Annotated in this window: 14 protein-coding genes; 4 read left to right on the forward strand and 10 right to left on the reverse strand. The window is 67.6% G+C overall.

Annotated elements, in window-relative coordinates:
* Positions 1–4: 4 nt before the first annotated feature.
* On the forward strand, positions 5–463 hold the full coding sequence (locus tag DIZ26_RS35240) for a GNAT family N-acetyltransferase (RefSeq protein WP_112248906.1): 459 nt from the start codon (positions 5–7) through the stop codon (positions 461–463).
* Here the strand turns inward: DIZ26_RS35240 and DIZ26_RS35245 are convergent.
* Both DIZ26_RS35245 and DIZ26_RS35250 read right to left on the reverse strand, forming a co-directional pair.
* On the reverse strand, positions 437–1,543 hold the full coding sequence (locus DIZ26_RS35245; protein WP_112248907.1) for a sensor histidine kinase: 1,107 nt from the start codon (positions 1,541–1,543) through the stop codon (positions 437–439). The genes DIZ26_RS35240 and DIZ26_RS35245 overlap by 27 nt on opposite strands.
* Positions 1,536–2,219 (reverse strand): response regulator transcription factor, encoded by a 684-nt coding sequence (locus DIZ26_RS35250; RefSeq protein ID WP_112248959.1) that lies wholly within the window; start codon positions 2,217–2,219, stop codon positions 1,536–1,538. Before DIZ26_RS35250 ends, DIZ26_RS35245 begins: the two co-directional genes overlap by 8 nt.
* Before the next feature lie 145 nt (positions 2,220–2,364).
* On the opposite strand from DIZ26_RS35250, the gene DIZ26_RS35255 reads away from it, so the two are divergent.
* Positions 2,365–2,922, forward strand: coding sequence for a M15 family metallopeptidase (locus DIZ26_RS35255; protein WP_232828887.1), 558 nt, complete (start codon positions 2,365–2,367; stop codon positions 2,920–2,922).
* Positions 2,923–2,950: 28 nt separating this feature from the next.
* On the opposite strand, the gene DIZ26_RS35260 is transcribed toward DIZ26_RS35255, so the two are convergent.
* Complete coding sequence (locus DIZ26_RS35260) at positions 2,951–3,487, reverse strand: GNAT family N-acetyltransferase (protein WP_112248909.1); 537 nt, start codon at positions 3,485–3,487, stop codon at positions 2,951–2,953.
* Positions 3,488–3,963: 476 nt separating this feature from the next.
* On the opposite strand from DIZ26_RS35260, the gene DIZ26_RS35265 reads away from it, so the two are divergent.
* The gene (locus DIZ26_RS35265; RefSeq protein ID WP_112248910.1) at positions 3,964–4,995 is read left to right on the forward strand and encodes a M4 family metallopeptidase; all 1,032 of its coding nucleotides are present in this window, start codon (positions 3,964–3,966) and stop codon (positions 4,993–4,995) included.
* Positions 4,996–5,061: 66 nt separating this feature from the next.
* Here the strand turns inward: DIZ26_RS35265 and DIZ26_RS35270 are convergent, their stop codons facing one another.
* The 4 genes from DIZ26_RS35270 to DIZ26_RS35285 form a co-directional block, all read right to left on the reverse strand.
* Positions 5,062–5,271, reverse strand: a complete 210-nt coding sequence (locus DIZ26_RS35270; RefSeq protein WP_112248911.1) for a hypothetical protein — start codon at positions 5,269–5,271, stop codon at positions 5,062–5,064.
* 122 nt (positions 5,272–5,393) lie between these two features.
* Positions 5,394–6,197, reverse strand: a complete 804-nt coding sequence (locus tag DIZ26_RS35275; protein ID WP_112248960.1) for an ATP-binding cassette domain-containing protein — start codon at positions 6,195–6,197, stop codon at positions 5,394–5,396.
* The gene (locus tag DIZ26_RS35280) at positions 6,194–7,225 is read right to left on the reverse strand and encodes an ABC transporter permease (RefSeq protein WP_198676449.1); all 1,032 of its coding nucleotides are present in this window, start codon (positions 7,223–7,225) and stop codon (positions 6,194–6,196) included. Before DIZ26_RS35280 ends, DIZ26_RS35275 begins: the two co-directional genes overlap by 4 nt.
* Before the next feature lie 31 nt (positions 7,226–7,256).
* Complete coding sequence (locus DIZ26_RS35285) at positions 7,257–8,339, reverse strand: substrate-binding domain-containing protein (RefSeq protein ID WP_112248913.1); 1,083 nt, start codon at positions 8,337–8,339, stop codon at positions 7,257–7,259.
* 113 nt (positions 8,340–8,452) lie between these two features.
* On the opposite strand from DIZ26_RS35285, the gene DIZ26_RS35290 reads away from it, so the two are divergent.
* Entirely contained in the window at positions 8,453–9,514 is a 1,062-nt protein-coding gene (locus tag DIZ26_RS35290; RefSeq protein ID WP_198676450.1) for a LacI family DNA-binding transcriptional regulator, read from the forward strand.
* A 1-nt stretch (position 9,515) separates the two neighbouring features.
* Here the strand turns inward: DIZ26_RS35290 and DIZ26_RS35295 are convergent, their stop codons facing one another.
* The 3 genes from DIZ26_RS35295 to DIZ26_RS35305 are packed head-to-tail and all read right to left on the reverse strand — an operon-like array spanning position 9,516 to position 13,627.
* Positions 9,516–11,540, reverse strand: coding sequence for a glycoside hydrolase family 36 protein (locus DIZ26_RS35295; protein WP_112248914.1), 2,025 nt, complete (start codon positions 11,538–11,540; stop codon positions 9,516–9,518).
* A gap of 9 nt (positions 11,541–11,549) precedes the next feature.
* Positions 11,550–12,299 carry a FadR/GntR family transcriptional regulator gene (locus tag DIZ26_RS35300; protein ID WP_198676451.1) on the reverse strand — a complete coding sequence of 250 codons (750 nt, stop codon included), beginning with the start codon at positions 12,297–12,299 and terminating at the stop codon, positions 11,550–11,552.
* A complete protein-coding gene (locus DIZ26_RS35305; protein ID WP_232828889.1) occupies positions 12,296–13,627 on the reverse strand; it encodes an L-fuconate dehydratase in 1,332 nt (443 codons plus the stop codon). The genes DIZ26_RS35300 and DIZ26_RS35305 overlap by 4 nt, the downstream gene beginning before the upstream one ends.
* Positions 13,628–13,740: the final 113 nt, after the last annotated feature.

Here is a 13,740-nt window from a genome sequence, read left to right on the forward strand (position 1 = left end):
GACCATGGAGATCCGACCGGTCCAGCTCGCCGACGCGGCCGCCGTCAACGAATTGCTGGCCGTTCTCGGCTACCCGCAAGGTGAGCCCGGGGACACGGCACGCAGGATCAAGGCGTGGAGTGACGACCCGTCGGGCGCCGTCTACATCGCCGACGAAGCCGGGGTGGTGGCCGGCGTGATCGCGGTACAGATCTGCCCGTTCTTCGAGCGGGAGGGTTGCTGGGCCCGGATCACGGCGCTGGTCGTCTCCGAGCGAACTCGCCGGCGTGGCGTGGCTTCTCAGTTGATGGCCGCAGGGGAGTCATTCGCGAGGGAACAGGGGTGCGTCCGGATGGAGGTCACCAGTCGGCAGGAGCGCACGGACGCACACGAGTTCTACCGCCGGTACGGATACCAGGACCAAGCGGGTAAGTCGTCCCGGTTCCTGCGCGACCTGTCACTGGGCGAGCGGCGCGGCGGGTAGTTTCACCGTGACGGTGAGGCCGCCGGCTGGGCGGGGAGTGAGGGTGAGAGTCCCGTCGTGGGCCTGGGCGATGCTCTTCACGATCGCCAGGCCCAGGCCGACACCGGCATGATCGGTGTGGATGCGCTGGCTGCCACGCTGGAACGGTTCGGTGAGCGTGGACAGCGCCTGCGGGGTGAGCTTCTCGCCGGTGTTCTCGACCGTCAGTACGACGTACCCGGGCTCGACGCCGGTCGTCACCCAGACCGTGCCCTTCGCGGGCAGATTGTGCACGATCGCGTTGTGCACAAGGTTCGTTGCCATCTGCAACAACAGCGCGTGCGAACCCGTCGTGGGCGCCTGGTCGCCGGACGTCTCCAGAGCGACACCGTGCTTCTCGGCAAGGGCGAGCAGCGTTTCGGCTGCCTCCTCGGCGGCCAGGGACAGGTCGACGTGGCCACGGGTGAAGGCGCGCTGGTTCGCGCGGCTGAGCAGCAGCAGGGCTTCGGTGAGGTCGATCGCCCGGGTGTTGACGTAGCGGAGACGCTCGATGAGTTCGCGAGGATCGCCGTCCTTGTTGTTGCGGGCCACGTCGAGCAGTGTCTGCGTGATCGCCAGTGGGGTGCGCAGTTCGTGCGAGGCGTTGGCCGCGAATCTCTGCTGCTCGGCGTCGTGGGCCTCCAGCCGCTCCAGCATGGTGTCGAACGCGTCGGCGAGTTCGCGGAACTCGTCCCGGCGGCCTTCCAGGTGGATCCGGTGCGACAGCGAACCGTTCGCGACCAGCCGGGTGGCATTGGTGATCCGGGTCAGCGGCGACAGCATGCTGCCGGCGAGAATCCACCCGCCGACCAGTCCGATGAACAACAAGAAGACGAGCATCGCCGCCGCCTTCGGTGCGAACGCGCTCACCAGCGCGGCGCGATCCGGTCCGGCCGGCCAATGCGGGCCGGTGCCGGGTGTGGCGGTACGCATCACCGCGGGGACGTACCGCAACAGGAACACCCAGACGACGGCCAGCAACATGCCGCCGGAAAGCATGATGACCGCCGCGTAGCTGAGCGTCAGTTTGAGCCGGACGCTCCAGCCGGGCTGCCTATCCACGGCCCTCGCTCCCGGAGGTGGTGTCGATGCGGTAGCCGACGCCGAGCACGGTGGAGATGATCCAGGGCTCGCCCAGACGCTTGCGCAGAGCCGAAACGGTGATGCGTACGGCGTTGGTGAAGGGGTCGGCGTTCTCGTCCCAGGCCCGCTCGAGCAGCTCTTCCGCGCTCACCACTCCGCCTTCGGCCGCGACGAGGACCTCCAGTACGGCGAACTGCTTGCGGGTGAGCGCGACGTACCGGCCGTCCCGGTAGACCTCACGGCGGAAGGGATCCAGTCGCAGGCCCGCGAGCTCGCGCACCGGCGGCCGGTTGGGGCTGCGCCGGCGATCGAGCGCCCTGAGCCGGAGTACCAGCTCTCGCAGCTCGAACGGCTTGGTCAGGTAGTCGTCGGCGCCGAGCTCGAACCCGGAAGCCTTGTCGTCGAGCCGGTCGGCGGCGGTGAGCATCAGGATCGGCGTTCCGGTGCCGGAGGCAACGATGCTCTTCGCGATCTCGTCACCGGACGGTCCGGGGATGTCGCGGTCGAGGACGGCGATGTCGTAGGAGTTGAGGCTGAGCAACTCCAGCGCCGTGTCGCCGTCACCGGCCAGATCGGCCGCGATCGCCTCCAGCCGCAGGCCGTCGCGAATGGCGGCCGCCATCAGGGGTTCGTCCTCGACGACCAGCACACGCATGATCGCCATGCTACGAGACGGCACCTATCGTCCGTGTATCGAAAAGCGGATACGAGCTGACAACACCGCTCTGCCTTGACTGGGTCGCATGAGTCGAACCACATCAACTCGGACAACGCCCCGCAGGAGCCTCCGACCGTACGCCGTGGGCCTGGTCGTGGTGACCGCCGCCGTCATCGGGATCCTTGTCCACCGGTCGTCCACGGACCCGTTCACGGAGGTTCTGCGTGGCGATCACGGCGGTACGGCGACCGAGGCCGATGGGTCACTGCCCGACGATGCGACGGTGTTCGACGACAAGTACCCCGGGGTGGCGAACCTCGATGCCAAGCTGCTCCAGGCCCTGCGCGACGCGGCGAAGGACGCGGCCGACGACGGCGTGACCTTCTACGTCAACAGCGGTTGGCGCTCACCGGAGTACCAGAACCAGCTGCTACGCGAGGCGATCGCGAAGTACGGATCGAAGGAGAAGGCCGCGCGCTGGGTCGCCACGCCGGACAAGTCGCCGCACGTCTCCGGACACGCGGTGGACATCGGCCACTCGGAGGCGAAAACCTGGCTGTCCGAGCACGGGTCGAAGTACGGCCTGTGCCAGATCTACCGCAACGAGCCTTGGCACTACGAGCTGCGCCCCCAGGCGATCGAGCACGGTTGCCCACCCATGTACGCCGACCCCACCCACGACCCGAGAACCCGGCAGTGAATCGAGCGGGGCGCTCGCTCAACCGGATTCAGGCGTGCTGTTTCGGTGCCAGGAAGACCACTATGTCGTTCTCCTGGCCAGGCAGCGTTTCGGGCTCGATCCAGCCGAGACGACGGTAGAACGCGACCGTGTCGTGCGCCTGGTCCCAGGTCAGCAGCCAGGCCCGTGGGTGCGCTGCTACCAGCCCTTCGAGCAAGCGCCGGCCCAAGCCGGTACCGCGGGCGCGCTTGCGGACGCCGAGTTCGTCGATCTCGAACGCTCCGACCAGCAGTTCCCCGACCCGCTCGGCGCCGAGGCGGTCGGCCACCTTGCCGTACGCGCGGTCGGTCCGGAACGGGGCGGGCGTGATCCAACCGGTCACGAACCCGTTGATCGAGCCGTCGTCGGCGTGGTCCACCAACGCCGCGAAGCCGTCGCGTCGGACGTCCTCGGTCAGCCGGTGCCGAAACGCGGTGCGGGTCTCCTCCGGGTCCCGGGCGTCCCAGGGCGGTGCGGTGAAGATCTCGACGTACGTGTCGGTCAGCTCGTCTGCGATGGACAGCAGGTCCGGCCCATAGGTCTTCAAGAATGCTCCTCGCGTCGTTCGGTTCAGCCCGTACGGCGTGCTGTTGGTCAGCCGTCGCGTGCCAGGCTACGCAGAGGCTGGCTCAGCATCTTCTCGCTGGTGCCGTCGACGGCAGCGCGAAGCTGTCCGGCCCTTGCGCCGGCCGGTTGCGGCATCGAATCCACAGATATCCGTCCGGGATAATTCTGCCGTTGTCCGGACGGAATAGGAAAATAATATCTGGCGCAAACAGTCGCTCGTTTCAAAGGTAATTCCGGTGCCTCCGGCTATGGACATCACACTCCTGCGGGTGTGGACTGCAAGCACCGTCCGTGACCCGGCGACCAGGGGGTGTGGGGGCAGATGACGGGATATCTCGCGATGCCAGGATCCCAGCACCGCTGTGGTTTTCGCGGTTCGGTGCGCTCTGCCCGGGCGCCGCCGCGGGCGCGAAGTCTCCGCCGTCAGCAAGAAATCCGATCACCAGGAGATTTCGCATGAACGATCCACCCGTCTGTTTTTTCATTCCGCCGTACATCACTGATCACATTGCCAGGAATGCGAGTCGGCAGGGGCGCGATCCGGCCGCCGCCCGCGACGGCGCAAAGGCAGACCTCGCCCTTCGCCAGCAACGCAAGAGCGCCGCGTACGCCAGTCTCCAGGCGCTCACCGCTCCGACGCCCGGCAAGGCCGACGTCGTCATCTACGACGACCAGAATCAGTGGAACCTGAACGTCCAGCTCGTCCGTGGTCCGGGCGACCCGCCGGTCAAGGGCGCGAACGCCAACGCGGCGTACGACGCTCTGGAGGCGACCCGCGAGTTCTACCGCGAGGTGCTCGAGCGCGACTCGATCGACAACGCGGGCGCGACCATCGTCGGCAACGTCAACTTCGGTGTCCAGTACGACAACGCGTTCTGGGACGGCGCCGAGATGGTGTTCGGCAACGGGGACGACGTCATCTTCAAGGACTTCACCCACGACGTGGACGTGCCGGGCCACGAGCTGACGCACGGCGTCACGCAGTACACCGCCGGTCTGAACTACACCGACCAGTCCGGGGCGCTGAACGAGGCGACCTCCGACATCATGGGCGCCTGTGTCGACCAGTACGTCAACAAGCTCGACGCCGGGACCTTCAACTGGCTGATCGGCGAGGACGTGATGGCCGACGACCTGTACGGCGAAGCCATCCGGTCGCTCGCACACCCCGGCACGGCGTACGACAATCCGATTCTCGGCAAGGACCCGCAGCCGGACAGCATGGCCGGCTACGTTCCGAACGGGGATCCGCACCTGAACAGCGGCATCATCAACCGGGTCTTCTACCTGATCGCCACCGACATCGGCAGCTTCCCCGCGGCCAAGCTCTGGTACGCGACGCTGCAGAACCTGTGGCCTGCCGCGGTGTTCACCGATGCGGCCTACGTCTGCAGCGAGATGGCCCGTGTCCTTGCGCGCGACGAAGTGATCGCTCGCCAGGCACCGCAGACGGTCCGGGCAGCGTTCCATGAAGTAGGGATCGTCTGAGGCCGCGCGAAGCCGCCGCCGGCCGGCCTGAGCGGCTTGCACGGCCGGCGCGCGGTATCGCCTCGGTCAGGCGGATCGATGCAGGTCCGAGCCCGGACCTGTCCAGGCGACGTCGCAGGCGTCGCACGACCAGCTGAAATGCTGGTGGTTGCGCTGCCTTGCGAGCACCGCCTTCCAGATCCCGGCTCCGCACGACCAGCAACTCGTACTGACGAGCACCCGGCCGTCGGTCACCTCGACGAGGTCTTCCCGCACCTGGCGGTTGGCTTCGGTCATCGTGTGCTCTCTTCTGCCGGTTCTCTAGCAGTTGCCCGTGAGCACCGGGTCAAAACGTCTGCGAGCACAATCGCGCGTCGAGCGGAGCAAGGACCAGGTACTCGTCCTTGCCCCGCTCCGAGTCAGTTGTCCTGGAGGTTGGTGGCGCCGGTCATGATGGCGACGCCTTCGGTCATGGTGTGGGACTGCGGCGTGATGACACCCGCGCAGCGGCCGAGGCGCTGGATGTGGATGCGGTCGGCCACGTCCCAGACGTGGGGCATGTTGTGGCTGATCAGGATCACGGGGAGCCCACGCTCGCGGAGTCCCTTGATCATCTCGAGCACCTGCTGGGACTCCTTCACGCCCAGGGCGGCGGTCGGTTCGTCGAGGACGACCACCTTGCTGCCGAAGGCTGCCGCGCGAGCGACGGCGACGGCCTGGCGCTGGCCACCGGACAGCGTCTCCACTGTCTGCTGGATGTTCTGGATCGTCTGGATCCCCAGCTCGTGTACCGCTTCCGTGGCACGGTCGCGCATGCCGCGATGGTCGAGCATCCGGAAGACGCTGCCGAGGATGCCGGGGCGGCGTTCCTCCCGGCCGAGATACAGATTGCTGGCGATGTCGAGTGCCGGGGCCACTGCCAGCGTCTGGTAGACGGTCTCGATGCCGGCTGCCCGGGCGTCCTGCGGCCCCCGGAACGCGACCGGTGCGTCTTCGAGAGTCAGCTGCCCGGCATCAGGGATGAGCGCCCCGGTGAGGCACTTGATCAAGGTCGACTTGCCCGCGCCGTTGTCGCCGATCACGGCGAGCACCTCACCGGCGTACAGGTCGAGGTCGACACCGTCGAGGCCGATCACGCGTCCGAAGGTCTTGACCAGTCCTCTGGCCGACAGGATCGGGACCCGTACTCGCGTCGCCTGGGAGCTGTTCACGGTGGCGGTCACGAGCGCACCTTCCTGATCCACTGGTCCACGGAGACGGCGACGATGACCAGGACGCCGACGGCGAACAACCTGTACTGCGCGTCGACTCCGGCCAGCGACAGGCCGATGGTGAAGGCCTGGACGATCAGGGCGCCGAGCAACGTTCCGAGCAGACCGCCGCGACCACCGAACAGGCTCGTTCCGCCGATGACGACCGCGGTGATGCTGTCCAGGTTGGCGTCGACGATCGCGTTCGGGCTCGCGGCGCCGGCGCGGCCGATCAGGGCCCAGCCGGCGATGCCGTAGATCAGGCCCGCGACGGCGTACACGCTGAACAGCACCCGGCGCGACCGGACACCGCTGAGCCGCGCGGCCTCCGGGTCGTCACCGACGGCGTACACGTGCCGTCCCCAGGCGGTCTGACTGAGCGCGAACCCGACCACGAGGTACAGGCCGATCACGATCAGTACGCCGGTGGTGATCGTGAACCGGCCGATCTCGAAGCCCTCACCGGTCCAGTTGAGCAGCGCCGGGAGACGGTTGTTCTGGATGCTCTGGCCACCGGAGTAGAGCAGGGCGATCGCGGTGAAGATGCTCAGGGTGCCCAGCGTGACGATGAAGGGCGGCAGGCCGATCCGGGTCACCAGGATCCCGTTCAGCGCACCGGCCAGCAGGCCCAGGAAGACTCCGGCGACCAGGGCGAGACCGGCCGGCCAGCCGTTCTCGGCCGCCAGGGTGGCCATCACCATGGTCGACAAGATGGTGATCGCGCCGACCGACAGATCGATTCCGGCGGTCAGGATGATCAGCGTCTGGCCCACCGCCAGCGCGGCGACGACCGCGGTCTGCTGAACCAGCAGGGAAAGCGCCGCAGGGTTGGAGAACCGGCTGTTCACGGCGGTGAAGCACACCACGGTGAGCAGCAGGATGAGGGCCGGACTGAGTGCGGGATGCTGGTGAAGCAGGTGCTGGATCCGCTGGGTCGGCGTGTGTTCGCGCCGCGCGAGTTCCTTCTCGGCCGCCCCGGGGGCGGCGCTCTGGACGGTCATCTGCATACCTCCGGATGTGTTGGCCGAGCGGTCATCCCCAGCACAGCGTGCTGCCCTTGGCGGTGTCGATGCTGGTCACGCCCGGGGCGGCCTTGTCGGTGACGAGAGCCACGCCGGTGTTGAAGAAGTCGAGCCCGTCGCTGTTCTTGGGCTTGTCGCCGCCGCGGGCGATCTTGGCGATCGACTCGACGCCGAGCGAGGCCATCTTCAGCGGGTACTGCTGCGACGTCGCGCCGATCACGCCGTCCTTCACCGACTTCACTCCGGCGCAGCCGCCGTCGACCGAGACCACCAGGACGCCGGACGTCTTGCCGGCCGCCTTGAGTGCGTTGTAGGCGCCGACAGCCGCCGGCTCGTTGATCGTGTAGACGACGTTGATGTTCGAGTTCTTGGTCAGGCAGTTCTCCATCGCCGACCGGCCGCCGTCCTCGGCGCCCTTGGTCGGCTCGTTGCAGACGATCGTGTACGAGCCGCCGCTGTACGATCCCGACTTCGCCTCGTCGCCGTTCTTCTTCGCGTCCTTGGTGTCGACGCCGAGGCCGGTCAGGAAGCCCTGGTCGCGGTTGTAGTCGACGGAGACGACCTTGTCGTTGAACAGGTCGAGCAGCGCGATGGTCGCGGGCTTGCCGCCGAGTTGCTTGGCGGTCCACTGCCCGATCAGCTTGCCGGCCTCGAAGTTGTCGGTGGCGAAGGTGATGTCGACGGTGTCGGCCGGGTCCGGCGGGGTGTCGAGGGCGATCACGTACAGGCCGGCGTCGCGGGCCTTCTTGATCGCGCTGTTCACGCCGGGGCCGTTCGGGGTGATCAGGATGCCCTTCTGGCCCTGCGCGATCGCGTTCTCGATCGCCTGCACCTGGCCCTGTTCGTCACCGTCGGCCTTGCCGGAGGCCACGGTCAGGTCGACGTTGTTCTTCGCGGCCTCCTCCTTGGCGCCCTTCTGCATGGCGACGAAGAAGGGGTTGCTGGAGTCCTTGGTGATCAGCGAGACGCCGATCTTGTCGTTCGCGCCGGCGACCGACTTGCCGTCGGATCCGCCGCAGGCTGCGAGGGCCAACAGGCCGGTCAGGGCGACCGCGGCGACGCCCAGGCGCGCCGTACGGGTGATGAAGTGCATGGCTGGATCCCTCCGGGGAACGGCAGAGTTTGTGTTTACGTCAACGTTGACGTAGATGAGGAGACACCCAGAAGGGGCTTGTGGTCAAGGCCTCGATCGGAAACACTGCGGACATGACGACAACGTTGACGTATTCCGGAGGGGGCAACGAGCGGCCGGCCCGGTCCACCATGAAGGACGTGGCCAGGCTGGCCGGTGTGAGCGTCAAAACGGTGTCGCGGGTGGTCAACGGGGAGCCGGGGGCGTCCGCTGCGGTGCGCGAGCGCATCCTGCAGGCCGCCGAACGGCTCGACTACCGGCACAATCTCGGGGCCAGCACGCTCCGGCGCAAGGGTGCGAGGTCGGGCATCGTCGGTGCCTTGCTGCAGGACATCGGCAACAGCTTCTCGGCCGGCCTGTTACGTGCGCTTGAGGACGTCCTCCGCGAGGACGGCCTGTCCGTGCTGGCCGCGAGCCTCGACGAGGAGCCGGAACGTGAGCGCGGCATCGTCTCCGACCTGGTGGCCCGCCGCGCCGACGGGCTGGTGCTGATGCCGGCGTCGGACCGGCACGAGTACCTGCTGAGCGAGCACCGGGCAGGCCTCCCACTGGTGTTCGTGGACCGCAGACCGCACGGTCTGGACTGCGATTCCGTCACCGTCGACAACCTGCTCGGCGCCAAACTGGCGACGGCGCACCTGATCGCCGGCGGGCATCGCCGCGTCGCGATGCTGAGCGACCTGCAGCAGATCGAGACGGCCAAGGATCGGATCGACGGCTACCGCGCTGCCCTGGTCGAAGCCCGGATCGAATTCGATCCGGATCTCCTCGTGCACAGCGTGCGGAGCGAGGAGGAAGCGACGCGGGTCGTCACCGACCTGCTCAGCCGGCCGGATCCGCCGACCGCGTTCCTCACCGGCCGCAACATCATCACGGTGGGCGCCGTGCGCGCGCTGCGGTCCGCCGGGATGATCGGCAAGGTCGCGCTGGTCGGGTACGACGACTTCCCGCTGGCCGACCTGGTCGAGCCCGCCCTCACGGTGATCCGGCAGGACGTCCGGCGGATCGGCACGGAGGTCGGTCAGATCCTGCTGGACCGGCTCGGCGGAGACAGCGGCCCACCTCGGCGCGTAGTACTCGAGCCTTCACTCGTCATCCGGGGGAGCGGCGAGATCCCTCCGCCGGTGGCCGGATGAGTCAGGACAGTCGCAGTACGCGGGCCGAGGGTTCCGGCGTGTCGACCGTGACGGTGAGGGTGTCGCCCGTCCAGGTGTAGGTCCAGCCATCGAGGTCGGTGGGGAACTGCGGTTCGAGCTTCGACTTGGCCAGCGCGAAGGTGATGGTGGAGGGGCCTGGGGTGCGGTGCCAAAGGCTGAGGTACGAGACTGCCGGGCCGTTGAGCGAGAGGGCGATCCACTCGTCGTTCCAGCCGGGCAGGCCGAGGGGCCAGGACGGGACGAGGGAGTCGAGGTCGTCGAGTACGGCGCGGTGGGCGGTCAGCGCGGACCGGACGAGGTCGAGCTCGGCGGGGGTCATCCGGTTGAGGTGACCGGACAGGTAGAGGCGGCCGAGCACACCGTTGACGAGTGCGAAGGTGAACTCCTCGCGCGTGCTGCCGCTGATCGGATAGGCCCAGTGGCCCGCCTGCTCAGGCAGTACGGCGGCGGGCGCGGCCGCGGCGATCGTTGCATAGAGCAACGGATGCTCCTGGTCCGAGGTGGACTGCAGGTGCAGGCGCGACATCATCGCGTAGTCCATCCGCATCGCGCCCGAGGCGCAGTTCTCGATCAACAACTCGGGGTGGCGCGTCTGCAAGTCGTCGAACCAGTCGAGCAGCGCCCGCTGGTGTTCGAGCAGGCCCTGGCCGACCGAGGTACCGCCCTTGTCCGTACCGGGGCCCGTCATCGTGTTGTTGTCGAACTTGAAGAAGCCGACGCCGAAGTCCCGGACCAGCCGGTCCACGGTCTCGTCGAGGTGCTCACGGGCGCCCGCGTCGCGCAGATCGAGCAGGTAGCGCCCGGACTCTTCGACCCGGATACCCCGGTGGGTCAGGAACGCGTCGTCGGGGAGTTCGGCGGCCATCGGGGAGCGAACACCGATCACCTCGGGCTCCAGCCAGAGCCCGGGCACCATGCCGTGCGAGTGAATCCGGTCGATCACCTCGGCGAGACCGTTCGGGAAGCGGGTGGTGGAGGGCTGCCAGGCTCCGACGGTGTTCCACCAGTCGCCTTCGGCGTACCAGCCGGCGTCGATGCAGAAGTAGTCGGCGCCGACACTCGCCGCCGCGTCGATCAGGGGGAGCAGCTTCTCGGTCGTCGGATCGCCGAGGAGGGTGTTCATGTAGTCGTTGAAGACGACCGGCATCCGATCGTCGGCTGGTCGCCGCTGCCGGATCGCGCGACGCTGACGGGTGAGCGCGGCGAACACGCTGTCCCGGTCGGTCCCCGCGACGAGTGACACCGGCACGGTTGTGAACGGTTTGTCGGCGCTCAGCTCAAAGCTCCACTGGTGTTCCTGGTCGGTGGGTCCGCTCAGCAGCAGATATCCGCCGCGCAGACTCTCACCGAGTTCGTAGTGCCAGGGCCCGTTGTGCTCGATCTGCCAACCGAGCGCGTACGGCGTGCTTCGCTCGACCAGCACGCCGATCGGCGATCGCTCACCGGTCGACCACGAGCCGGTGTTGGTCACGGCGTACCGGCTGCGGGCCACGTGGTGATGAGGATCGCGGACGATCTGCGGCAGAGCGCCTGAGCGCAAGGACTGTACGGACCACCGGTTCTCGGCCATCCAGGTGTTCTCGGCGGAGTACAGGTCGGCGTCGATCGACGCGAGGCCGACGGCGAGCGACGACAGGAACGTCAGCTGCAAAGTCTTGGTGCCGGCGATCGAGGCTTCGGACCAGGCACGGACACCGGCGCCTGCCTCGAAGACGCTGACCACCCGCAGCCCTGAGCTGGGTTCTTCCTGGACGATCCGCAGCAGCGACTCGGATTCCTCGTGACCGACGTAGCGCAACCGCTGCCCGAGATTCGTCTCGACGTGCCGGTTGCTGCTGGGCGAGCGCCCGTACCCGATGGCCGAGACCTCGACCAGCGGCTGGCTCGTCGCCGGCGGGGGAGGAGTGGGAGCCTGCGACTGTACGACGGTCAGTCGCACCGGCCCGTCGTCGTCGAGGGCGAAGGTCAACGTCAGATCAGCGGTACTCCAGCGCAGCAAGGTCATCCGGCAGACTCATTTCGCGGTCGGGTTCGCACCGTTTCGTTCGAGCAGGTAGTCCTCGACGGTGAACAGGTGGGCAGCCATCCGGGTGCGGGCTCGATCGGGGTCATGGGTGCTGAGCGCGTCGAGGATGGACAGATGCTCGCGATGGGCGGTCTCGTCCGCGCCCGGCTGCGAGATCGATCGGCGCAACCGGTCGCGCATCGTGCGGCCGCCGAGCGCGTCGATCAAGGCCGCCAGCAACGGGTTCCCGGCGGCGTCGGCGATGATGCGGTGGAAGGCGATGTCGTTCTCGATCACCAGTTCGTGATCGGGCTCGTCCTTGGCCAGTTCGGCCTCGTTGTGACGCAACAGTTCGGCGGCGGCCTCGAGTTGCGCCTCGGCGATCCGCAACGAGGCAGCGGCTGCCGCCTCGGTCTCGAGGATCCGGCGTACGGCGTGCTGGTGGTGGGTCCCGCTGCCGTCCTGCAGGTCGACGACGAAGCCGAGCGGAGCCAGCAGCATCGCCGGATCCAGGTTGGTGACATAGGTTCCGTCGCCTTGCCGGGTGTCGAGAACTCCCAGCATCGACAGGGCCCGGACGCCTTCGCGCAGTGGATTCCTGGAGACCCCGAGTGCCGCCGCGAGGTCTTTCTCGACGGGTAGCCGGCCGCCCGGGCGCAGCCGCCCGTCGACGATCATCTGCCGGATGCCCTGGACGACGATGTCGGTCTGGGAGACACCCGGCGTACGAGCCGGTGCCGCCGTCTTCGCCTTGCTCACGGGACCGGTTCCATCAGCGCTCGTGACGCCCAGTAGGTGCCGTCCGGATAGGTGTAGGTCTCGAGTGACTCTCTGTGCATCTCGGCACTGTAACCGGGCGCGGTCGGCAGCACGTAGGCGCCGTTTCGTACCACGCAAGGCTCGACGAAGTGTTCGTGCAGATGGTCGACGTACTCCGTGACGCGGCGATCGAGCGAGCCAGACACCGCGACGTAGTCGAAGACCGCGAGATGCTGAACGAGTTCGCACAGACCCACCCCGCCCGCATGCGGACAAACCGGTACGCCGAACTTCGCGGCGAGCAGGTAGACCGCGAGCACCTCGTTGACACTGCCCAGGCGAGCGGCGTCGAGCTGGCAGTAGTCGATCGCACCGGCCTGGAACAGCTGCTTGAACAGCACGCGGTTCATCCCGTGCTCGCCGGTGGCGACCCCGACAGGCGCGACGGCCTTGCGGATCGCCGCATGGCCGAGGATGTCGTCGGGGCTCGTGGGCTCCTCGATCCACAGCGGTTCGAAGCGGGCCAGCGCCCGCACCCATTCGATCGCCTGCGGGACCTCCCAGACCTGGTTCGCGTCGATCATCAGGTTGCCGTCCGCCCCGATCACCTCACGGGCGATCCCGCAGCGCCGGATGTCGTCGGCCAGATTCGCACCGACCTTGAGCTTCACATGTTTGTAGCCCGAGGCAACGGCTTCTTCGCAGAGCCTGCGCAGCTTGGCATCGGAGTACCCGAGCCACCCGGCCGATGTCGTGTAGCACGGGTAGCCGGAGGCCTCCAGCTGCTCGATTCGTTGCTTGCGGCCCCCTTCTTGCCCGGCCAGCAGGGCGACCGCCTGCTCGGGGGTCAGGACGTCGGCGAGATAGCGCAGATCGGCCGCGTCGACGAGTTGTTCGGGTGTCATCTCGGCCAGCAGTCGCCACAGCGGTACGCCGGCCCGGCGCGCGGCCAGATCCCAGACCGCGTTCATCACCGCGGCGAGGGCGAGATGGATGACGCCCTTGTCCGGTCCGAGCCAGCGCAACTGGCTGTCCGACTGGAGTTCGCGATAGATCCCGCCGAGATCGGCGCACAGCGCGTCGACATCGCGGCCGACCAGCGGCTCGCCACGTTGCGCCGCCGCCGCGGCGCACAGGTCGTTCCCGCGCCCGATGGTGAAGGTGAAGCCGTGACCGGCCAGACCCGGGTCGTCGGTGTGCAGGACGACGTACGCCGCCGAGTGGTCGCCGTCCTTGTTCATCGCGTCCGACCCGTCGCTGGTCAGCGAGGTCGGGAAGCGGACGTCGACAACCTCCACCGAGGTGATGCGTGGCATGAGGGCCCTCACGATCAGCAATAGATGGGATCTTTCTTCGGTTCAGCTGCCGTTCAGTATGGACCAAGACGGGAGTCGGCGCTACGATCCCGGAAATTCATAGGATCAATACCTCGTCGTCTCGA

Origin of the sequence: Kribbella monticola (genome assembly GCF_003261635.1) — a bacterium.
GTDB classification, from domain to species: domain Bacteria; phylum Actinomycetota; class Actinomycetes; order Propionibacteriales; family Kribbellaceae; genus Kribbella; species Kribbella monticola.

Bases quoted from the DNA above. Each gene is read 5' to 3' on its own strand.
- DIZ26_RS35240 (WP_112248906.1), top strand. From the start codon at position 5: ATGGAGATCCGACCGGTCCAGCTCGCCGACGCGGCCGCCGTCAACGAA.
- DIZ26_RS35250 (WP_112248959.1), bottom strand. From the start codon at position 2,219: ATGCGTGTGCTGGTCGTCGAGGACGAACCCCTGATGGCGGCCGCCATT.
- DIZ26_RS35265 (WP_112248910.1), top strand. From the start codon at position 3,964: ATGAACGATCCACCCGTCTGTTTTTTCATTCCGCCGTACATCACTGAT.
- DIZ26_RS35270 (WP_112248911.1), bottom strand. From the start codon at position 5,271: ATGACCGAAGCCAACCGCCAGGTGCGGGAAGACCTCGTCGAGGTGACC.
- DIZ26_RS35280 (WP_198676449.1), bottom strand. From the start codon at position 7,225: ATGACCGTCCAGAGCGCCGCCCCCGGGGCGGCCGAGAAGGAACTCGCG.
- DIZ26_RS35285 (WP_112248913.1), bottom strand. From the start codon at position 8,339: ATGCACTTCATCACCCGTACGGCGCGCCTGGGCGTCGCCGCGGTCGCC.
- DIZ26_RS35290 (WP_198676450.1), top strand. From the start codon at position 8,453: ATGACGACAACGTTGACGTATTCCGGAGGGGGCAACGAGCGGCCGGCC.
- DIZ26_RS35295 (WP_112248914.1), bottom strand. From the start codon at position 11,540: ATGACCTTGCTGCGCTGGAGTACCGCTGATCTGACGTTGACCTTCGCC.